Origin of the sequence: Comamonas aquatica NBRC 14918, assembly GCF_000739875.1 — a bacterium.
In the GTDB taxonomy this organism is placed as follows: Bacteria; Pseudomonadota; Gammaproteobacteria; order Burkholderiales; family Burkholderiaceae_C; genus Comamonas; species Comamonas aquatica.
On record NZ_BBJR01000046.1, the window covers coordinates 20,440 to 41,761 of the forward strand.

At 64.4% G+C, this 21,322-nt stretch carries 16 protein-coding genes and 2 tRNA genes; 2 read left to right on the forward strand and 16 right to left on the reverse strand.

The window, feature by feature from the left end; all coding sequences use genetic code 11:
* Positions 1-11: 11 nt before the first annotated feature.
* The 5 genes from CA2_RS10525 to CA2_RS10545 form a co-directional block, all read right to left on the reverse strand.
* Positions 12-1,169, reverse strand: coding sequence for an ABC transporter substrate-binding protein (locus tag CA2_RS10525; protein ID WP_245620937.1), 1,158 nt, complete (start codon positions 1,167-1,169; stop codon positions 12-14).
* Positions 1,170-1,323: 154 nt separating this feature from the next.
* Positions 1,324-3,948, reverse strand: coding sequence for an alanine--tRNA ligase (gene alaS / locus CA2_RS10530; RefSeq protein WP_042416492.1), 2,625 nt, complete (start codon positions 3,946-3,948; stop codon positions 1,324-1,326).
* 120 nt (positions 3,949-4,068) lie between these two features.
* Positions 4,069-4,998: a pseudouridine synthase gene (locus CA2_RS10535; RefSeq protein WP_042416495.1), complete on the reverse strand. Its 930-nt coding sequence runs from the start codon at positions 4,996-4,998 to the stop codon at positions 4,069-4,071.
* 79 nt (positions 4,999-5,077) lie between these two features.
* The gene (locus CA2_RS10540) at positions 5,078-6,385 is read right to left on the reverse strand and encodes a 3-deoxy-D-manno-octulosonic acid transferase (RefSeq protein WP_042416498.1); all 1,308 of its coding nucleotides are present in this window, start codon (positions 6,383-6,385) and stop codon (positions 5,078-5,080) included.
* Between the two features lie 32 nt (positions 6,386-6,417).
* Positions 6,418-7,806, reverse strand: a complete 1,389-nt coding sequence (locus CA2_RS10545) for a phosphomannomutase/phosphoglucomutase (RefSeq protein WP_042416501.1) — start codon at positions 7,804-7,806, stop codon at positions 6,418-6,420.
* Between the two features lie 217 nt (positions 7,807-8,023).
* Here CA2_RS10545 and CA2_RS10550 point away from each other — a divergent pair, with 217 nt between their 5' ends.
* A complete protein-coding gene (locus CA2_RS10550) occupies positions 8,024-10,759 on the forward strand; it encodes a sensor domain-containing protein (protein ID WP_169741468.1) in 2,736 nt (911 codons plus the stop codon).
* Positions 10,760-10,953: 194 nt separating this feature from the next.
* Here CA2_RS10550 and CA2_RS10555 read toward each other — a convergent pair whose 3' ends face one another.
* Positions 10,954-12,879, reverse strand: coding sequence for a propionate--CoA ligase (locus CA2_RS10555; RefSeq protein ID WP_281176771.1), 1,926 nt, complete (start codon positions 12,877-12,879; stop codon positions 10,954-10,956).
* 236 nt (positions 12,880-13,115) lie between these two features.
* On the opposite strand from CA2_RS10555, the gene CA2_RS10560 reads away from it, so the two are divergent.
* Positions 13,116-13,427, forward strand: coding sequence for an H-NS histone family protein (locus CA2_RS10560; RefSeq protein WP_042416507.1), 312 nt, complete (start codon positions 13,116-13,118; stop codon positions 13,425-13,427).
* 92 nt (positions 13,428-13,519) lie between these two features.
* Here the strand turns inward: CA2_RS10560 and CA2_RS18575 are convergent, their stop codons facing one another.
* The 10 genes from CA2_RS18575 to infC form a co-directional block, all read right to left on the reverse strand.
* Positions 13,520-13,729, reverse strand: a complete 210-nt coding sequence (locus CA2_RS18575) for a hypothetical protein (protein WP_169741469.1) — start codon at positions 13,727-13,729, stop codon at positions 13,520-13,522.
* Positions 13,717-15,075, reverse strand: a complete 1,359-nt coding sequence (locus CA2_RS10565) for a methyl-accepting chemotaxis protein (RefSeq protein ID WP_156106017.1) — start codon at positions 15,073-15,075, stop codon at positions 13,717-13,719. Before CA2_RS10565 ends, CA2_RS18575 begins: the two co-directional genes overlap by 13 nt.
* A gap of 337 nt (positions 15,076-15,412) precedes the next feature.
* Positions 15,413-15,489 (reverse strand) — tRNA-Pro (locus CA2_RS10570).
* A gap of 104 nt (positions 15,490-15,593) precedes the next feature.
* Positions 15,594-15,670: transfer RNA gene (locus tag CA2_RS10575), tRNA-Pro, on the reverse strand.
* Between the two features lie 104 nt (positions 15,671-15,774).
* Positions 15,775-16,101 carry an integration host factor subunit alpha gene (locus CA2_RS10580; protein ID WP_042416617.1) on the reverse strand — a complete coding sequence of 109 codons (327 nt, stop codon included), beginning with the start codon at positions 16,099-16,101 and terminating at the stop codon, positions 15,775-15,777.
* An 8-nt stretch (positions 16,102-16,109) separates the two neighbouring features.
* Positions 16,110-18,566, reverse strand: a complete 2,457-nt coding sequence (pheT, locus tag CA2_RS10585) for a phenylalanine--tRNA ligase subunit beta (protein ID WP_042416512.1) — start codon at positions 18,564-18,566, stop codon at positions 16,110-16,112.
* A 166-nt stretch (positions 18,567-18,732) separates the two neighbouring features.
* Positions 18,733-19,785 carry a phenylalanine--tRNA ligase subunit alpha gene (gene pheS, locus CA2_RS10590; RefSeq protein WP_042416515.1) on the reverse strand — a complete coding sequence of 351 codons (1,053 nt, stop codon included), beginning with the start codon at positions 19,783-19,785 and terminating at the stop codon, positions 18,733-18,735.
* Between the two features lie 112 nt (positions 19,786-19,897).
* Positions 19,898-20,260, reverse strand: a complete 363-nt coding sequence (gene rplT, locus CA2_RS10595; protein WP_042416517.1) for a 50S ribosomal protein L20 — start codon at positions 20,258-20,260, stop codon at positions 19,898-19,900.
* Between the two features lie 26 nt (positions 20,261-20,286).
* Positions 20,287-20,490 (reverse strand): 50S ribosomal protein L35, encoded by a 204-nt coding sequence (rpmI, locus tag CA2_RS10600; protein WP_042416520.1) that lies wholly within the window; start codon positions 20,488-20,490, stop codon positions 20,287-20,289.
* 165 nt (positions 20,491-20,655) lie between these two features.
* Positions 20,656-21,258, reverse strand: a complete 603-nt coding sequence (infC, locus tag CA2_RS10605) for a translation initiation factor IF-3 (RefSeq protein ID WP_081770728.1) — start codon at positions 21,256-21,258, stop codon at positions 20,656-20,658.
* Positions 21,259-21,322: the final 64 nt, after the last annotated feature.

Below are 21,322 nucleotides of genomic sequence, written 5' to 3' on the forward strand. Positions count from 1 at the left end.
TTCACACGCTGCTAACGCAGCAACTGGTCCAGGTCAAAGTCGTAACGTCGCAAAGCAGGATGGTGGTATTTGCTGAACGGCTTGAAGTCCAGGGTACGCTGCCCTGTGCCAAAGCTTTTCTCAAACCGCAGGCTGCTGGGTGTACTGAAGAGTTTAAACATCGGATACACCAATTCCAGGCCTTCGGAACTGAAGTCCACCCCGTGGTGGTAATCAAACAGCAGCACCAAGGCCCAGGCCCCCGCCAGAAAGTGCCCACCCGCCAGGGCGCTCAACTCCTGCTGGCGCAAGGCCTCAAAGGCTTGTGCCGACGTATTGATTCCGCTGAACAGTGCGTCCTTGCCGGGTTTGCCGCCCTGGATCTGCCAAGCCTGCATGGCGCCCAAGGCCATTTCATCGTTGCCGCTCCAGACCAAGCGCGCTTCCGGATAACGGCGGAACAACTCTTGTGCCTGCAAGCGCGCCTTGTCGCGCCGCCACTCGCCATAGACCTCCTGCAGCAGCACGGTATCCGGCGCTTCCTGCACAGCCCGGTGCAGGCCCTGGTTGCGCGCGATGGAGGAAGCGGTGGAGCGATCCCCGGCAATCGCCAGCAGGTGGAATTTTCCATCCGCGGCCTTGAGCCCGGGGCGCTTGCGCGCGGCCTCGATCAGGGCCTTGGCCGTCAGATAACCGGCGTCCTGGGCCCGGGGCTCCAGGCTGCCAAGCCAGAATGGGTAACGCCCCCTGGGCACCCCCACCTGGTCGCGCAACTCCGGCTGGATGGCACTGTAGGCCAGGAAAGCCTGGATGCCCGAGCCTTCCAGGGCACGCAACACCCCCGGCGCCACGCTGTAGTCGTTGGAGAAAACCACATACTGCGGGCGTTGCGGCGGCGGCAGTTGCGCCAGCCGCTGGGCAATCGCAATCGGCTCCAAGCGGTCCCGCTCGGCGTAGATGACGCGCAGCTGCATGCCCAGACTTTGGGCCGCCCTGTGCATGGCGTCGGAAGCAGAGGCCCAGAAGGTTTCAGTGGCTTTACCGGGATTGATGAACACCACCGACTGCGCAGTGGCCGACATGCAGATGGCGGCCCATGCAGCAGCCACGCACAAGCCCAAAGACTTGGCGTGACGCAACAAAGAGCAGACCACCGTAAGCGCTGAAGTCAGCCGCTTGCATACAGACATGGATACAGATTAAGTGTAAAAGCTTTAAAAAAACAATAGACCAAGCAATCCAATAGGAATAAGCAAAGCACTACCCTTCCCTTTCCTGGATGGCCGGCAAAAAAAAGCCAGGGAGCGGAAGCCCTGGCTTTCGAACGGCTGGGCCGTTTGCGTCTTAGATGCGCTCGGTCACCCAGGCTTGCACGGAGGCCAGCGCAGCGGGCACCGCCGCAGCATCGGTGCCGCCGGCCATGGCCATATCGGGCTTGCCGCCCCCCTTGCCACCCACTTGCTGGGCCACAAAGTTCACCAGCTCACCGGCCTTGACCTTGGCAGTCTCGGCCTTGGTCACGCCTGCGGCCAGTTGCACCTTGTCGCCGTCCACGGCCGCCAGCACGATCACGGCCGCGCCTAGCTTGTCCTTGAGCTTGTCCATGGTGTCGCGCAGGGTCTTGGCATCGGCACCTTCCAGCTTGGCGGCCAACACCTTCACGCCCTTGACGTCTGCCGCCTGCGTCAGCAGCTCATCGCCCTGGCTGGAGGCCAGCTTGCCCTTCAGAGCAGCGATTTCCTTTTCCAGGGCCTTGATCTGATCCAGGGCACCGCCGATGCGGTGGGTCAGCTCGGTCGCTGGTGCCTTGAAGGCCGCAGCGGCCTGGTCCACGGTGGATTCCAGCGATTGCAGGTAGGCCAGCGCGTTCTCGCCGGTAATGCCTTCGATACGGCGCACGCCAGCGGCCACGCCGGACTCGCCCACGACCTTGAACAGGCCGATGTCACCGGTGCGGTGCACGTGGGTGCCGCCGCACAGTTCACGGCTGCTGCCGATGTCCAGCACACGCACGGATTCGCCGTACTTCTCGCCGAACAGCATCATGGCGCCGGTGGCCTTGGCCGATTCGATGTCCATCACGCGGGCGTCGGTGGCGGTGTTGGCCAGGATTTCCGCGTTCACACGGCGCTCGATCTCGCGGATTTCTTCCGCGGTCACGGGGGCATTGTGGGTGAAGTCAAAGCGGGTGCGGTCGGCGTTGACCAGCGAGCCCTTTTGCTGCACATGCTCGCCCAGCACCTCGCGCAGGGCCTTGTGCATGATGTGCGTGACCGAGTGGTTGCGCATGGTGGCCGCGCGCAGCTGGGTGTCGACTTCGGCCTGCACGCTATCGCCCACGTTCAGCGTGCCGGTGGTCAGCGTGCCGTGGTGACCGAACACGTCGGCCTTGATCTTGAGGGTGTCGGCCACGGCAAAGCGGGCCGAGCCGGCGCTGATCACGCCCTGGTCGCCGACCTGGCCGCCGGATTCGGCGTAGAAGGGTGTGGTGTCCAGAACCACAACGCCGCTTTGGCCATTGTTCAGTGCCGAAACGGGCGTGCCGTCGACGTACAACGCTACGATCTTTGCAGATTCCACCAGACGGTCGTAGCCGGTGAACGTGTTGGAGGCACCGGTGTACTCCAGCGCACGGTCCATCTTGAACTTGCCGGCCGCGCGGGCCTGGTTCTTCTGCTGCTCCATGGCCGCGTGGAAACCGGCCTCGTCCACCGTCACGCCACGCTCGCGCGCCACGTCGTTGGACAGGTCCAGCGGGAAGCCATAGGTGTCATGCAGCTTGAAGGCGACATCGCCGGGCAGCACCTGGGCACCACCGGCCAGCGCGCTGTCCAGGATGTCCATGCCGTTGGCAAGGGTCTCGAAGAAGCGCTCTTCTTCCACGCGCAGCACGTCGGTGATGCGGGCTTCCTGTTCGCGGATCTTGGGGTAGGCATCGCCCATCACGGCGACCAGGTCCTTGACCAGCTTGTGGAAGAACGGGGTCTTCTGGCCCAGCTTGTAACCGTGGCGGATGGCACGGCGCACGATGCGGCGCTGCACGTAGCCACGGCCTTCGTTGGAAGGGATCACGCCGTCGGCCACCAGGAAGGCGGTGGCGCGGATGTGGTCGGCAATCACCTTCAGCGAGGGGGTGGCCAGATCGGCGGTGTGGGTCTCGCGGCCGGCCGCGGCGATCAGCTTCTGGAACAGGTCAATCTCGTAGTTGCTGTGCACGTGCTGCAGAATGGCCGCCAGGCGCTCCAGGCCCATGCCGGTGTCCACGCAAGGTGCGGGCAGCGGCTTGACCGAGCCGTCTTCGGCCATGTCGAACTGCATGAACACGTTGTTCCAGATCTCGATGTAGCGATCGCCGTCTTCATCGGGCGAGCCTGGAGGGCCGCCGGGAATTTCCGGGCCGTGGTCGTAGAAGATTTCCGAGCAAGGGCCGCAGGGGCCGGTGTCGGCCATCATCCAGAAGTTGTCGGACTTGTAGCGGCCGCCCTTGTTGTCGCCGATGCGGATCACGCGCTCGGGAGGCAGACCGATTTCCTTGGTCCAGATGTCATAGGCCTCGTCGTCTTCCGCATAGACGGTGGCCAGCAGGCGCTCGGCCGGCAGCTTGTAGACCTCGGTCAGCAGCTCCCAGGCCCACTTCAGCGATTCGCGCTTGAAGTAGTCGCCGAACGACCAGTTGCCCAGCATTTCGAAGAAGGTGTGGTGGCGGGCCGTGTAGCCCACGTTCTCCAGGTCGTTGTGCTTGCCGCCGGCACGCAGGCAGGTCTGCACGCTGGTCGCACGCGTGTAGGGGCGCTTGTCGGTACCCAGGAACACGTCCTTGAACTGGACCATGCCCGAGTTGGTGAACATCAAGGTGGGGTCATTGCCGGGCACCAGCGGGCTGGATTCCACAATGGTGTGGCCCTTGGAGGCAAAGAAGTCCAGGAACGTCTTGCGGATGTCTGCAACGGAGAAAGTGGGAGTGCTCATGGATATGTGGTTTCGTTGTGCGCAAAGCTCGCGACACGGGACAACCGGGGATTATAGGTTTGCAGGCCTGTACCACGGGCGCAGGGCTGCAATTGCGCCTCGCGCACCACGCGGGCAGGTTCAGGCGGCCGGCGCCGGGTCTGGCAAGGGCCCCAAGCTGCGGCGGGTGCAAAACTGCCGCGCCGCACCGGTGACCGGGTCCTGGAACGCCAGGGTCTGGGCCAGCAGCAGCAGCGGGCGCGAGAAGTCGCCTTCCGGCGCATCGTCCACCACTGGGTACAGGCCATCGCCCTTCAGCCCCAGGCCCAGGGCGGCCATGTGCACGCGCAGCTGGTGGCGCTTGCCGCTGACGGGGCTGAGCCGGTAGCGCGCCCATTGCCGGTTGTGCTCCAGCAGCTCCATGCGCGTCAGGCTGTTGGGCGTGCCCGCCACCTCGTGCATGCGGATGAAGTTCTGGCTTTCGACCATGCGGCTGGCGTGCTCGCGGGGAAACTGCAGTTGCGGGTTCCAGGGCGCAATCGCCTCGTAGGTCTTGTGCACCGTGCGCTCACGAAACAGGGCCTGGTAGGCCCCCCGGTCTTCGCGCCGGATGGCGAACAGCACCAGCCCCGCCGTGTCGCGGTCAATGCGGTGCACGGGCGACAGGTCGTGCAGGCCGAGCTGCTTTTTCAGCCGCACCAGCAAGGTGTTCTGCAGGTAGCGCCCGCCGGGCACCACGGGCAGAAAGTGCGGCTTGTCGGCCACGACGATGTGCGCGTCCTGGTACAGCACCTCGGCCTCGAAGGGGATGTGGGGCTCGGTGTCCACTTCCCGGTAGTAGTACACGCGCAGGCCATGCAGCAGCGGGGTGTCCGGCTGCACCGGGCGGCCCAGCTCATCCACCACCTCGCCGCGCGCCATGCGGGCCCGCCAGTCGTCCCCGGCGACGGCGGGCAGGCGCTGCACCAGATAGTCCAGGGTGCGGCCCTGCCCGGTGCTGGGCAAGACCACGCAACTGGGCTTGACGCCGTCGCGGATAGGAAGGACTTGGGGATCGTGGGTGTTGTACATCGTGCAGCGCCGAACCGATGCGGTCGCAAAAATATCAATAAAAATGGCTTCCAGCGCACAACTGGCAAGCGCTGATAGCTCACTTTTTCAAAGTATCGCCCGTGTGCACGATCGCTGCAATCGCCTGGGCCGTGGCCCGCGCGGCACCGCGGTGGGCCTGGGCAAACTCCAGCGCCGCCTGGCGCGCACGGCGCAGCCCATCGGCATCGCGCGCCAGGGCGGTGGCCAGTTGCACGCCCTGCTCCATGTCCAGCACGCGGAACGCGGCGCCGGCCTCGCAGGCCTGCTGCGAAGCCTGGGCAAAGTTGAAGGTGTGCGGCCCCATCACCATGGGGCAGGCGCAGGCGGCCGCCTCGATCAGGTTCTGGCCGCCCAGGGGTTCGAAACTGCCACCCAGCAGCCCGACATCGGCGGCGGCGTAGTACAGCGGCATCTCGCCCACGCTGTCGCCCAGCCAGACATCCACGTCCGCGGGCGGCAGGCCTTCGCCCCAGGCGCTGCGGCGGGCCACGCGCAGGCCGGCCCCCTGCAACAGGGCATACACCGCCTCAAAGCGCTGTGGATGGCGCGGCACGATCAGCCATTGGCATTGCCCCGCCACGCCGTGGAATTTGCGCCCATCCCACTGGGCCACCCACTGGGCTTCCTCGCCCTCGCGGGCGCTGGCCAGCATCACCACCGGGCGTGGGCTGGCGGTGCGCCAGGCCTGGCCCCGGGCCAGCAGCTGCGCGTCGGGCTGGACATCGAACTTCAGATTGCCCAGCACGGCCTGCACCGGCGCGCCCAGGCTGCGCAGGCGCTCGGCATCCTCCTGGGACTGCGCCCAGACGGCCCGCAAGGCGGCGTAGGTGGGGCCGAACAAGGCCGGCCAGCGCTGCGCACCGGCCAGGGACTTGGGATTGAGCCGCGCATTCGCCAGCACCAGGGGGACGCCGGCCTGGTGGCAGCCGGCTACCAGATTGGGCCAGATCTCGGTTTCCATCAGCACGCCCACGGCGGGGCGGAACTGGCGCAAAAACCGCCGCACGGCCTGTGGGCTGTCCCAAGGCTGCCAGACCTGCACGTCCCCGGGCTGCAGTAGCTTGCGCCCCTCGGCACGGCCTGTGGCCGTGCCATTGGTCAGCAACAGCCGCATGCCGGGCAGGGCCGCGCGCAGCTCTGCGATCAACAGGGCGGCCGCCCGGGTCTCGCCCAGCGAGACGGCATGCACCCAGACCCAGTGTCCGGCGCCGTCGCGGCCCAGGTCGGCCGGGGCGTAGCGGCCGAAGCGCTCCCCCACGGACTCGCCGTAGCCGGGTTCGGCCTGCGCACGGCGGCGCAGCTTGCGCCGCAGCAGCGGTTGTGCGGCCCAGGCCAGGGCGGAATAGGCAGCCAAGCTCCAGTTCATGCGCGGTGTCCTACGCAGCCAGGGTCCGCGGGTCAGTGCGCCGCATGGCCCACCTGGGCACCGGGCTTGACACGTTCCAGCAGCGCCAGCATCTGCGCCTCGATGCGCTGCAGCGCAGCCTCGGTCTGGCCTTCGAAGCGCAGCACCAGCACGGGTGTGGTGTTGCTGGCACGGATCAGGCCGAAACCATCGGGCCAGTCCACGCGCAGGCCGTCGATGGTGCTGATCTGCGCCGGCGCAGTAAACACCGCGGGGGCCAGGGCCTGCAACTCGGCGGTCAGCGCATGGGGCTCGCCCTCGGCGCAGGCCACGTTCAGCTCGGGCGTGGAAAAACTGGTGGGCAGCGCATTCAGCACGGCGCTGGGGTCGGCCTCGCGGCTCAGAATTTCCAGCAGGCGGCAGCCGGCATAGGTGCCGTCGTCGAAGCCGAACCAGCGCTCCTTGAAGAAGATGTGCCCGCTCATCTCGCCACCCAGGGGCGAGTCGACTTCCTTCATGCGCGCCTTGACCAGCGAGTGGCCGGTCTTGTACATCTCCGGCACGCCACCGGCGGCGCGGATCGCGGGGGCCAGGCGCTGCGTGCACTTCACATCGAACAGAATCGTCGCGCCGGGCACGCGCGACAGCACGTCCTGGGCGAACAGCATCATCTGGCGATCGGGGTAGATGGTCTGACCATCCTTGGTGACGATGCCCAGGCGGTCGCCGTCGCCGTCAAAGGCCAGGCCCAGCTCGGCATCCGTCTCCTGCAGCGCACGCACCACATCGCGCAGGTTCTCGGGCTTGCTGGGGTCGGGGTGGTGGTTGGGGAAGGTGCCATCCACCTCCGAGAACAGCTCCAGCACCTCGCAGCCCAGGGCGCGAAAGATGCCGGGTGCCGTGGCGCCGGCCACGCCATTGCCGCAATCGACCACCAACTTGATCGGGCGGCTGAGCCGCACATCGCCCACGATGCGCGCCGTGTACGCTTCCAGCACATCGGCCTGGCGCACCTGGCCGCCACCGGGCAACGACCAGCGCTCGGTCTCGATGGTCTGGCGCAGGGCCTGGATCTCGGGGCCATAGATGGCCCGGCCGGCCAGCACCATCTTGAAACCGTTGTAGTCCTTGGGGTTGTGGCTGCCGGTCACCATGATGCCGCTGGTGCACAAGGTGCTGGCCGCAAAGTACAGCATGGGCGTGGTGCACATGCCCACGTCCAGCACGTCGACGCCCGCCTCGACCAGCCCGGCCATCAATGCCTGGCTGAGCGCCGGGCCGGACAGGCGACCATCGCGCCCCACGGCCACCACCCGCTCACCCTCGGTCAGGGCAGCTTGGCCAAAGGCCCGCCCGACACTGCGCGCCACGTCCTCGTTCAGCGTAGAAGGCACGATGCCGCGAATGTCGTAGGCCTTGAAGATGGAAGCAGCAATTTGCACAGTGGTGTCCTCAGCGTTGGATCTGCAAAAAAACAAGGCACGTCCGTCGTGCCTGCAGCCACATTTTAGTGGCGGCGTCCACCCCGTCTGCACAAGCCCGGGCGAAAGCTTGATGCAGCACGGAAAACATGTTGTTACAAGGAAATCCCCGATTCCAACGGGCGGGGACCGCCCCCAGCATTGCGGCTGCTCTCGGCTGCCCCACACTCCCCGGTCCATGAATGCCCTCCGTCCACTCTTTCTTTCCCTGCTGCGCACCCGCACCGCGGCATTGGGCCTGGCTGTGGTCCTGGCCGTCACCCTGGTGGCGATCTGGGAAACACAGCAGTGGCCGCAGCACCCCGGCGCCTGGTGGGGCCAGGGTTGGGACTGGCTGAACCTGCCCTGGCTGGCCGTGGCACTGGCCTGGGCCGCACTGGCCCACCTCTGGCACAACCACATCAGCGCGCAGCGCCAGGTGGTGCAGACCATCTACAGCGCGGCCTACCGCACCTTGCCCGATGCCGCCGGCATTACCTCGCTGCGCGATGGGCGCTTTGTGGATGTCAACCCAGCGTTCTGCCGCATGGTGGGGCTGGAGCTGCACCAGATCATCGGCCGCACCAATGCCGAACTGCAGGTCTACGCCACCCCGGACGAACGCAGCAAGCTGCTGGACGAGCTGTCCCTCAAGGGCCAGGTTGACAAGATGCGCATCCTGTGCCAGACCAGGGGCGAGTTGGTGCCAGGTACGATTTCGGCCGTGCCGATCACCGTCGGTGGCGAAGAGTGCATGCTGTTCGTCTTTCACGACATGCGTGAGCACGAGCGCACCGTGCAGGAGCTGTACGCCCTCAACCGCCAGCTGCAGCAGGCCGGCCACCTGGCCCGCCTGGGCGCCTGGGAGGACCGGCGCGGCCAGGGCCTGGTCTATTGGTCCGATGTCTGCTACGACATGCACGGGGTGCCACGCGGCAGTACCTTGCCACGCGACTACCTGAACACCTTTGTGGTCCCCGAGCACCGCGACCGCATGCGCACGCAGTTGCAGCACTGCCTGCGCGCACGCAGCGACTGGGAGCTGGAAATCCAGATCCTGCGCACCGACGGGCGCAAGCTGTGGGTGCGTTCGCGCGGCGAAGCCGTGCTGGACGACGATGGCCGCATCACGGCCATGCGCGGCGTGATGCAGGACATCGATGCGCAAAAGCGCCAGGAAGAATCCATCCGCGAACGAGAAGCCCTGCTGTCCATCACGCTGGAGGCGGCCTCGCTGGGCCGCTGGGACTGGGACCTGCACACCGGGCTGATCACCGGCGATGCGTTCTGGAGCACGCTCAACCACCTGCCCGTGCAGGATGGCCCGGCCAGCCTGGGCCAGACCCGCCAGGACTGGCACTGGACCGAGCTGGTCGGCAGCCACGACATTGCGCGCTTTAACCAGGAGTTGCTGCGCCACATCGACCACCCCGAGGACGGCCCTTTCGATATCACCTGGCGCCTGCAGCCGGCGCATGGCCGCTCGCGCTGGCTGCGCTCCATGGGCAAGGTGGTGCGCTACGACTTGCATGGGCGCGCCATGCGTATGCTGGGCGTGTGCCTGGATGTCACCACCCAGCAGGAACAAAAGCACAGCCTGCAGCAGCTGGCGCACTTTGACGCCCTGACCGGACTGGCGAATCGGATTGAGCTGGCAGCACGCCTGCACGAAGCCCTGGTCCAGGCGCGCCAGAGCCAGCAGTTGCTGGGCGTGGTCTACCTGGACCTGGATGGCTTCAAGCCCATCAACGACCGCCTGGGCCACGACGCCGGCGACCGGCTGCTGGTCCTGGTGGCCAAGCGCCTGCAGCACGCCCTGCGCGCCGATGACTGCGTGGCGCGCTTTGGCGGCGACGAATTCGTGCTGCTGCTCAGCCAGATCCACACCCGTGTGCAGTGCGAAAACCTGCTGCAGCGGCTCATGGCAAGCATCTCGCGCCCCTACACCCTGGATGGCGAAGCCGTGCAGATCACCGCCAGCATCGGCTACACCCTCTATCCCGAGGACGACTGCGACGCCGACACCCTGATCCGCCACGCCGACCAGGCCATGTACCAGGCCAAGCAAAACGGGCGCAATCGCATCCAGGCTTTTGACAGCACCCTGGAACGCAGCCAGCGCGCGCAGCAGATCCAGGGCCTGCGCATCCGCGAGGGACTGGAGGGTGGGGAGTTCACGCTCTACGTGCAGCCCAAGGTCGACACCCGCCACCAGCGCGTCGTGGGTGTGGAGGTCTTGTCACGCTGGCTGCACCCGGAGCGCGGCGTGCTCAGCCCCCAGGAGTTTCTACCCCTGATCGAAGGCACGGAGCTGGAAGAGCCGTTCGGCCAATGGGCGCTGCGCCATGCCATGGGCTGCATCGAGCAGCTGATCGCACAGGGGCTGCAGTTGCAGGTGGCCGTCAACATCTCCGCGCGGCACCTGCAGCAGCCGGGATTTGCCCAATGGGTGACGGAGTTGCTGCAGGCCCACCCGGACGTGCCCCCGCACTGGCTGGACCTGGAAATCACGGAAAGCGCCGCCCTGTACGACCTGCAGCACGTGGCCCAGGTACTGGCGCAACTGCGCGCGCTGCGGATCAGCGTGACCCTGGACGATTTCGGCACCGGCTACTCCTCGCTGACCTATCTGCGCGGCCTGCCGCTGGACTCGCTCAAGATCGACCGCAGCTTTGTGCGCGACATGCTGAGCGACCCCGGGGATTGCGCCATCGTCCATGGCGTCGTCAGCCTGGCGCAGGCCTTCGGCTACTCGGTGATCGCCGAAGGCGTGGAAAGCGCCGACCAGTGCACCGCCCTGGAACTCATGGGCTGCCACATCGCCCAGGGCTTCCACTTCGCGGCCCCAATGCCGCTGGCCCAGTTGCCCACCTGGCTGTCGACCTGGTCGGCCGCCCAGGCCACACCGCCCGTCGCCCCCGCCGCCGTGCGCTGAAGGGCAGGCGGCCGTCAACGCCACCGGCACCCACGGGGTACACGCCCCCCCACGGGCCACGACGCGTTGCGTCGCCCAGAAAATGCAAGAAATAGGCTTCCAGCGCTTATCCTGCTTGCGCTAGCAGCTCCTTTTTTCGAAAACCTCGACACAAAAAAGGGACCTCGCGGTCCCTCGTGCTGGGCGGAGGCCGGTCAGGCATCCAACAACTGCTTGACCTGGGCCAGGGCCGTCGGGTCTTCCATGGTGGTCAGGTCCCCGGGGTCACGGCGCTCGGCCACCGCCTGCAGCGCACGGCGCAGCAGCTTGCCACTGCGCGTCTTGGGCAGGGCCGACACAAACACCACCCGCGAAGGACGCGCCACGGCCCCCAGCTGGCTGTCGACCAGCTTCATGACCTCGGCCTCCATGCGCGCCTGGGCCGCAGCATCGGCCACCTTGCCGGCATCGCGTACCACCGCGAACGCCATGGCCACCTGCCCCTTGAGGTTGTCGGCCACGCCGACCACTGCAACCTCGGCGATGTCCGGATGGGCGGCAATGCTTTCCTCGATCTCCCGGGTGCCCAGCCGGTGGCCCGCCACGTTGATTACATCGTCGGTGCGCCCCAGGATGAAGTAATAGCCATCGGCATCGCGGATGCCCCAGTCGAAGGTGCTGTAGACCAGCTTGCCCGGGATGCTCTGCCAGTAGGTTTTGACAAAGCGGGCATCGTCACCCCACACGGTCTGCATGCAGCCCGGCGGCAGGGGCCCTTCGATCGCCAGCACCCCCTTGTGGTCCGGCTCGGTCAGTTCCTCGCCGGTCTTGTCATCCAGCAGCTGCACGTTGTAGCCATATACGGCCTTGCCGGGGCTGCCAAAGCGGCTGACCTGCGGCTGCACGCCATTGCACAGCGTCAGAATCGGCCAGCCGGTTTCCGTCTGCCAGTAGTTGTCGATGATGGGCACCTGTAAGGCCTCGCTGACCCATTGCGCAGTGGGCTCATCCAGGGGCTCGCCCGCCAGCCACAGGGCCTGCAGGCTGGACAGGTCATATTGCCGCAGAAAAGCCGCATCGTGCTTTTTGAGCACGCGCACCGCCGTGGGTGCTGAGAACATGTGGGTCACGCGGTATTTCTCGACCAGGCTCCACCACACGCCGGCATCGGGCCGAATGGGCAGGCCTTCATACAAAATGGTGGCCATGCCGGCAATCAAGGGGCCATATACGATGTAACTGTGGCCCACCACCCAGCCAATATCGCTGGTGCAGAAAAAGGTTTGCCCTGGTTTGGTGCCGAAAATATGCGGCATGCTGGCGGCCAGGGCCACGGTATAACCGCCCGTATCGCGCTGCACACCCTTGGGCTTGCCGGTCGTGCCACTGGTATAGAGGATATAGCTGGGGTCGGTGGATTGCACCCAGGTACAAGGCACCTGGGCATCCAGATAGCGGGCGCGCAAATCACCCCACAGGTGGTCGCGCCCCGCGCGCAAATCCATTTTGGCCAGTCCGCGATTCACCAGCAGCACGGCCTGCGGCTTGTGGGCGCTGAGGCCCAGGGCCTCATCCAGCAAAGGCTTGTAAGGCACCACGCGCCCGCCACGCGAGCCAGCATCGGCACTGACAATCACCTTGGGCTGGGCGTCCTCGATGCGCGATGCCAGCGACACCGCCGCAAAACCGCCGAAAACCACGCTGTGAATGGCCCCCAAACGGGCGCAGGCCAGCATGGCAAACACGGCCTCGGCAATCATGGGCATATAGATTTGCACCCGGTCGCCTTTTTCCACCCCAAACGATTGCAGCACCGCCGCCATGCGCTGCACTTCGGTATGCAGTTCGCGGTAGCTGTAGGTCTTTTCCGTTTCGGTTTCGGTCGATACCGCGATCAAGGCGGCCTGCTCCGCACGATCGGCCAAATGCCGGTCCACGGCGTTGTGGCACAGATTCAATCGGCCATCGGCAAACCAGCGCGCAAATGGCGGGTTGCTGTAATCGCAGATTTGCTGCGGCGCTTGCGCCCAATCCACCCAACGCGCCTGCTCGGCCCAAAATGCGTCGCGGGTGGCGGGATCAATCGAGCGCTGATGGAATTCAGCAAATGACACCATGGTTTCGTCTCCTTGACTTTTTATCTGCCGGCCATTATTCACGGCGCTCTTTCGACAAGCTGACGCCCATGGAATGCAATTTTCATTCGTGGAATTACGTAGCGCGCAGCACATTTTCTTCAATGACCCACGATTTCCGCAAGAAAGCTGCACTCCCTGTCCGTATTAATTTTTGTTTCCTGCAAACTCAGATAAAATGGAAACCCAATTGAGATTGCGTTTCGGCGTAACTCCCCTTTTCACCGATACCTCTGAACTTGATGACTACTTATAAAGAGCTACTGGCCCAGCGCGCAGAACTGGAAAAGCAAATTGAAGCGGCACGCAAAGAAGCCCTGGCTTCTGCCATCGCCCAAGTGCGCGCCATCGTGGCCGAGTACGAATTGACCGAAGAAGACGTCTTCTCCAAGAAAACCACCCGTGTGGCCGCCAGCACCGGCGCCAAAACCGTGGCCCCCAAGTACCGCGACCCCGCCACGGGCGCCACCTGGACCGGCCGCGGCAAGCCCCCGCTGTGGATCGCCGGCCAGGACCGCCTGAACTTCCTGATCCAGGACCAGCAAGCCGCCTAAGCCGCGCACACTCCATCAAAAAAGCCCCGGCAGCCATGCGCTCCGGGGCTTTTTGATTGTCTACCCCATCCACCGATGGGGACCGCACTCCGCTACAGCCTGAAGAACTCCAGGGTGCGGCCCAGGATGGCGGCATTGCTGCTCATACCCAGGGCGGCCTGTGCCGACTCTTCGGCCTGGCGGGCGTTGCCCTGGGTCACCGTGTCCAGATCGCGCAAGGCGGCATCCACCTGACCGATGCCGCTGGCCTGGTCGCGCGAGGCATCGCCAATCGCCCCCATCAGATCACTCACATGGGCCACGGCCTGCACCACCTCGGCGATGGTACGCCCAGCATCTTCTCCACCCCCTGCCCCATCTGCGTGTGCGAGTCCGAGATCAGCCGCCGGATTTCCCCCGCCGCCTGGGCACTGCTTTGCGCCAGGGCCCGCACTTCTCCGGCCACGACCGCGAAACCACGCCCCTGCTCGCCGGCGCATGCGGCCTCCACCGCGGCGTTCAGCGCCAGGATGTTGGTCTGGAACGCGATCGACTCGATGGTGGCGATGATGCTGCCCATCTGCTGCGACGAACGGCGGATGCTCTCCACCAGGCTTTCCACGTGCTCCATGGCCTTGCCACCCTCGGATGCCAACTGCGCACTCTTCTGGCTTTCCGCCATCACCTCCAGCGTGGTCTGTTGCGACTGCCCCAGCGCCTGGGCCAGCACCTGCATGGTGCTGGCCGTTTCCTGCAGCTTGCCGGCCTGCACGTCTGTGCGCTGCGTCAGGTGGGTGGCGCCCGCCGCAATGCCGTGCGACAGATCGGTGAAGCTGCCGATCTCATGCCGCGCATCGCCCACCACCGCACGCAGGTTGATGTGAATCTGCTGCAGGCGCTCCATCAGCAAGGCCATGGGATGGCGCCCCGACAGCAAGGGCGGCAAGGGTTTGTTCAGCTGGCAACCGGCCAGGTCCGTGGCCAGCGCCTGCACCTGCGCCAACGGCTGGCTGACACGTGCATGCAAGCGCCACAGCGCCAGCCCCATCAACGCCAGCAGCGCCAACGCCTGCGCAGCCAACTGCCACGCCTGGGTCCAGCCCATCCAGGGGAAAATCAGAGCCAGCGCCAGCACCGGTGCCAGCAACCAGGCCATGCGCTTCGTGAAGGACAGGCGCTGCAGCTTGCCCAGGTGGTTGCGCCAGCCCTGGCGGCGCACGTGGCCGGCGTGCAGCGCCACCGAAGGCTGTGGCTGCCCCCGCTGCGCATGCAACTGCGCGTACAAGGCCTCAGCCGACTGCACCTGCGCCCGCGTGGACTTGGCGCGCACCGACATATAGCCCACCGGCCTGCCCTCGTGCACGATGGGCGTGACATGGGCCGCCACCCAGTAGAAGCTGCCGTCCTTGCGCCGGTTCTTGACCAGCCCCTTCCAGCTGCGGCCATGGCCAATCGTGGACCACATGTCCTTGAAGGCTTCCGGTGGCATGTCCGGGTGACGCACCAGGTTGTGCGGCTGTCCCATCAACTCCTGCATGGTGTAGCCGCTGACGCGCTCGAAAGCGGCATTGCAGTGGGTGATGCGCCCCTGGCTGTCGGTGGTGGACATCAACAGCTCGTCCGCCGGGTAATCAAATTCTTGGTCAATCACGGGAAGGTTTTCGCGCATACACGTCGTTCTCAGAGAGCCCGCACACGCACAAAATCGGTGCAAGGCATGCCTGGCGCCAGACAAAGGCGCGATCCTAAGAAGTGCCTGGCACGGCCCCACGATGACGGTTTGACGTTAATTAACGCGACGGCATCCAAGCCTTGTCCTGCGTTAAACAAAGCGCAGAAAAGGGTTGACCCGCTACCAAAAACATATCTACTTGCGCAAGCTGCTTATGGCGTTCGGTGCCAAAGATATCGCAAAGTCCAGCCAGGCCTGCGCTGGCCGCTATGCTTGGTGATTTATATGCGCCAATGAAAAAGGCCTTGATCCGAAGATCAAGGCCTTTTCAAACTGGTCGGCGTGGCGGGATTCGAACTCGCGACCCCTTGCACCCCATGCAAGTGCGCTACCAGGCTGCGCTACACGCCGAAGCCTCAGATTATACCGTGGTTTTTACACCAACTTTTCCAAACACTGAGGATGCTTGGGAAGTGAAATGTGCCAGATACCCATCTGGCACATTTTCGATAAATTGGTCGGCGTGGCGGGATTCGAACTCGCGACCCCTTGCACCCCATGCAAGTGCGCTACCAGGCTGCGCTACACGCCGAAGCAATGATTGTAATCCAGTTTTTGTAGCATCTGAGGCAAATCAGACGCCGCAAACCACAGATTTCAACCAGGTCCTTTGAAATCAAGGACCTAGCCCTTCACTCAGCCTTGGATCTGCTCCTTGAGCTTGGTGCTGGCGTGGAAGGTCACCACGCGGCGTGCCTCGATGGGGATCAGCTCGCCGGTGCGCGGGTTGCGTCCGGGGCGCGGCGCCTTGGTGCGGATCTGGAAGTTGCCGAAGCCCGAGAGCTTGACCTCCTCGCCCTGCACCAGGCTTTGCGCGATCAGGTCAAAGTAGGCATCCACCATGTCCTTGGCCTCGCGCTTGCTCACGCCCAGTTGGTCAAACAGCAGATCGGCCAGTTGGGCCTTGGTCAAGGCGCCCGCCGTGTCCACGTCGCTGTCCATCAGCACTTTGCTTGCTTCCATGGTCTGCCTCATCCGCGCAGGCGGGCCTGCACTTGGGTTTGCAAGGCGGCAATCGCCGCCTGCATGGCGGTGTCGATGTCCACGTCGGTCAGCGATGCATCATCGCGACCCAGGGTCAGGCGCACGGCCAGGCTCTTCTCGTCCTGCGCCAGGCTACCGGGTGCCGCTTCCTCGCCGGCCTTGAGTTTCTTGGGACGGAACACGTCAAACAGCACGGCATGGCGCAGCATACCCCCGGGCACACCCGCGGCAATCGCCTGCATCACCTGGGCGTGGGTCACGGCCTCCTTGACCACCACAGCAATGTCGCGCTCCACCGCCTGGTGCTTGGCCACGGGGGCAAACACGGGCACCTGGCGGGCCAGCACGGCGTCCAGCTCCAGCTCGAACATCACCGGCGCCTGGGCCAGATCCCATTCCTGGCGCCATTGGGGGTGCAGCTCGCCGACAAAGCCGATGGCCTGGCCGTCCAGCAGCACACGGGCACAGCGGCCGGGGTGCATGGCGGGGTGCTCGGCAGGCTCGAACACGGGCTTGAGCGGTGCCAGCAGCGCTTCCACATCGCCCTTGACGTCGTAGAAGTCGACCTTGGCATCCACACGGCCCCACTGCAGCTGCTCGGCCGCGCCATAGGCCAGGCCGGCCACGCGCATGGGCTGGTAGAAGCCCTTGACGGTGGTGTCGGAGTCGACCACGGACGCATCCTTGAAGAACACGCGGCCCAGCTCGAACACGCGCACGCGTGGCGCCTTGCGGTCGACGTTGAACTTCAGCACCTGCATCAGCGAGCCAATCAGGCTGGAGCGCATCACGCTCAGCTGGCTGGCAATCGGGTTCAGCAGCTTGACGGGGTCCTGGTTGCCAGCCAGTTCGGCTTCCCACTTGGCTTCCACGAACGAGAAGTTGATGGTTTCCTGGTAGCCCAGGCCGGCAAGCGCATGGCGCACGGTGTAGGGGCTGCGGCGGTTTTCCGCAAGCAGCTTGGGCGCGATGGGCGCCAGCGGCTTGGTGGTCGGCAGGTTGTCGTAGCCGATCATGCGGGCCACTTCTTCGATCAGGTCCTCTTCCAGGTTGATGTCGAAGCGGAAGGTGGGTGCGGTGACCGCAATCACGCCTTCACTGGCCACAGTGGCCGGCAGGCCCAGGCCATTCAAGGCATCCAGGCATTGCTGCTGCGTCACGGCCATGCCGATGACCTTGGCCGCACGCGCCACGCGCAGTTGCACGGTCTTGGGCGCGGGCATGTTGGGCTGCTGGTCGTCCAAGGCGCCGACCTGTGTGTCAGGCGTGCCGCAGATCTCCAGCACCAGCGCGGTGATGCGCTCGATGTGCTCGGTTGTGAACGCAGGGTCCACACCGCGCTCGAAGCGGTGGCCGGCGTCGGTCGAGAAGTTGAAGTGGCGCGAGCGCCCAGCCACGGCCTTGGGGAACCAGAACGCGGCTTCGATGTAGATGTTCTTGGTATCGTCGGACACGGCCGTGGCGTCGCCACCCATGATGCCAGCCAGCGATTCCAGGCCCTGGTCGTCGGCAATCACGCCGACCTGGAGGAAATCATCGACCTGGATGGTGTTGCCATTGAGGAGCTTGAGCGTTTCGCCCTCCTTGCCCCAGCGCACATTCAGGCCGCCGTGAATCTTGTCCAGATCGAAGATATGGCTGGGACGGCCCAGCTCGAACATCACGTAGTTGGAGATGTCCACCAGGGGTGAAACCGCGCGCTGGCCGCAGCGCGCCAGGCGGTCCACCATCCACTGGGGCGTCTTCACCTGCGTGTTGACGTTGCGCACGATGCGGCCCGAGAAGCGGCCACACAGGTCGGTCGCCTCGATCTTCACGGGCAGCTTGTCCTGCAGTGCCACGGCGGCGGCAGGGAAGGACAGGGCTTTGAGCGGCGTGCCGGTCAGGGCCGACAGCTCGCGCGCCACGCCGTAGACGCTCAGGCAGTGCGCCAGATTGGGCGTGAGCTTGAGCGTGAACAGCGTGTCATCCAGATTCAGGTACTCGCGCACGTTCTGCCCCAGGGGCGCATCGGCGGGGAACTCCAGCAGGCCGCTGGCGTCGTCGTCGATGCCCAGCTCCTTGGCCGAGCACAGCATGCCAAAGCTCTGCACACCGCGCAGCTTGCCGATCTTGATCTTGAAGGGCTTGCCGTCTTCGCCGGGTGGCAGCTCGGCGCCCACGGTGGCGCAAGGCACACGGATGCCCACGCGCGCGTTCGGTGCGCCGCAGACGATGTTCAGCAGCTCGGGGCCGCCCACGTCGACCTGGCAGATGCGCAGGCGGTCGGCGTCGGGGTGCTGCACGGCTTCCTTGATTTCACCGACCACGATGCCGGTGAAGGGAGGCGCCACGGGGTCGAGTTCTTCGACTTCCAGACCAGCCATGGTCAGGGTATCGGCCAGCTCTTGGGTCGTCAGTGTCGGGTTGCAGTATTCGCGCAACCAGGATTCAGGAAATTGCATAGTCAGACTCTTTGGCGTTCATGCCCGTTGCACCTTGCAGGTCTGCAGCGGACTGGGCAGGCGTACTTTCAAAAGCAGGAGCTGTTGGCGCGCGGTGATCAAGGATTTCCGTATCAAAACCATCCGAAACACTTGATGGACGCGCGCAAACCGCTCACTTTATGAATTACTGGAACTGCGACAGGAAACGGATGTCGCCGTCGAAGAACAGGCGCAGGTCGTTCACGCCATAACGCAGCATGGTCAGGCGATCGGGGCCCATGCCAAAGGCAAAGCCGATGTACTTTTCGGGGTCCAGCCCCATGTTGCGCACCACGTTGGGGTGCACCTGGCCGGAGCCGGCCACTTCCAGCCAGCGACCGGCCAGCGGGCCGCTCTGGAACTGGATGTCGATTTCGGCCGAAGGCTCGGTGAACGGGAAGAAGCTGGGGCGGAAGCGCAGCACCAGGTCGTCCGATTCAAAGAAGGTCTTGCAGAAGTCGGTGAACACGACCTTCAGGTCCTTGAAGCTCACGTTCTCGCCGATCCACAGGCCTTCGCACTGGTGGAACATGGGCGAGTGCGTGGCGTCCGAGTCCACACGGTAGGTGCGGCCGGGGGCAATGACGCGGATCTCGGGCATGGACTGCCCGGCATCGAGCGCATTGCGGTATTGCTTGACGTGCTGCACGGCATGGCGCACCTGCATCGGGCTGGTGTGCGTGCGCAGCAGGTTGGGCGCGTGCTGCGTGCCGCCTTCCACGTAGAAGGTGTCATGCATGGAGCGCGCGGGGTGGTCTTCCGGCGTGTTCAGCGCCGTAAAGTTGAACCAGTCGGATTCGATCTCGGGGCCTTCGGCCACGTCAAAGCCCATGGAGCCAAAGATGCCCTCGATGCGCTCCATCGTCACGGACACGGGGTGCAAACCGCCCGTGCCGCGGCGGCGGCCCGGCAGGGTCACGTCCAGCACTTCGGCCTTCAGGTGGGCCTGCAGCTCGGCATCGGCCAGCGCCTTGCGGCGCGCGGTCAGGGCCGCTTCGATCGCCTGCTTGGCCACATTGATGGCAGCGCCACGCGACTTTTTCTCTTCGACGGAAAGCTGCGCCATGCCCTTCATGAGCTCGGTCATCTTGCCCGACTTGCCCAGAAACTGCGCCTTGGCATTTTCCAGATCAGCGGGGGTGTGGGCCTGCGCAAACAACTGCTGCGCGCTTTCGACCAGAGAATCCAACTCGTTCATATCGACTCTTTATCGACTTGTAAAAATAAACAAGGGCTAGTGCCTTTTCAAGCCCTAGCCCTTGCCGTTTGTGCGCTAGCAGCTACCCGAAGAGTAGCAACCAACCGTTAACTTAAGCAGCAGCCAGCTTGGCCTTCACTTGGTCAACGATGCTGCTGAAAGCAGCCTTGTCGTGCACAGCGATATCGGCCAGCATCTTGCGGTCGATTTCGATGGAAGCCTTCTTCAGGCCGTTGGCGAACTGGCTGTAAGTCAGGCCCAGTTCACGTGCAGCGGCGTTGATACGGGCGATCCACAGCTGGCGGAACACGCGCTTCTTGGTACGACGGTCACGGTAGGCGTATTGGCCTGCCTTCATCACCGCCTGCTTGGCGACGCGGAAGACGTTACCGCGACGACCGCGGAAACCCTTGGACAGGGTCAGAACTTTTTTGTGACGGGCACGAGCCGTTACACCACGTTTGACGCGAGGCATGTGTTTTCTCCTAGTTCGTCAGTGAATTACAGACCAGCGCCAGGCAACATCTTTGCGATGGAGCCCATATCGCCTTCATGCACGGAAGTGATGCCACGCAGGTGGCGCTTGTTCTTCGTGCTCTTCTTGGTCAAGATGTGACGCTTGAAGGCTTGACCGCGCTTGACGGTACCACCGGGACGAACGCGAAAACGCTTCTTCGCGCTGCTCTTGGTCTTCATTTTGGGCATGTGAATGCTCCTGTTTGTTGTGCTCGTGAGGCGTTGTGGCAACCCTGCCCCAACTTGTAGGCCCCGAGACACTTCTGGGTGCTGGCTTGCGCCGGCTTTTACAGCTTTGGAAGCTGCAAAACGAAAACCTGCCCTTGCGGGCAGGCTCCCGAAAAACAATTCATTTTACGCGGTTTGTGCGCCCGTGTCTGCGGCAGGCTTGCCACCGGCAGGCTTTTTGCGCGCAGGAGCGATCATCATCACCATCTGGCGGCCTTCCAGCTTGGGGAATTGCTCCACCTGGATGGAGTCCGCCAGCTCGTCGCGCAGACGATTCAGCAGATCCAGACCCAGTTGCTGGTGCGTGATTTCACGGCCGCGGAAACGCAGGGTCACCTTGACCTTGTCGCCGTCCGCCAGGAAACGGCGAATGTTGCGCAGCTTGATGTTGTAGTCGCCATCATCGGTACCTGGGCGGAATTTCACCTCCTTGATATCGATCACGGTCTGCTTGGCCTTGGCTTCCGCCGCCTTCTTCTGCTCTTGGTACTTGAACTTGCCGTAGTCCATCAAGCGGCATACGGGCGGCGTTGCCGTTGCGGCAATTTCCACCAGATCAACGTCCAAATCACCGGCCATGCGCAATGCTTCCTGCAAGGAAACAATGCCCAGGGGCTCATTCTCAGGACCCGACAGACGCACTTCAGGCGCCATGATTTCACGGTTCAGACGGTGTTTGCGTTCCTCGCGGTGGCGACGGTCACGGAATTCTGTAGCTATGGCTTTCACCCTAAATTGAAAACGCTACGAAAAGCGTAGCTGCTTGCATTGATGAGATCGGCGCGGACTGGCC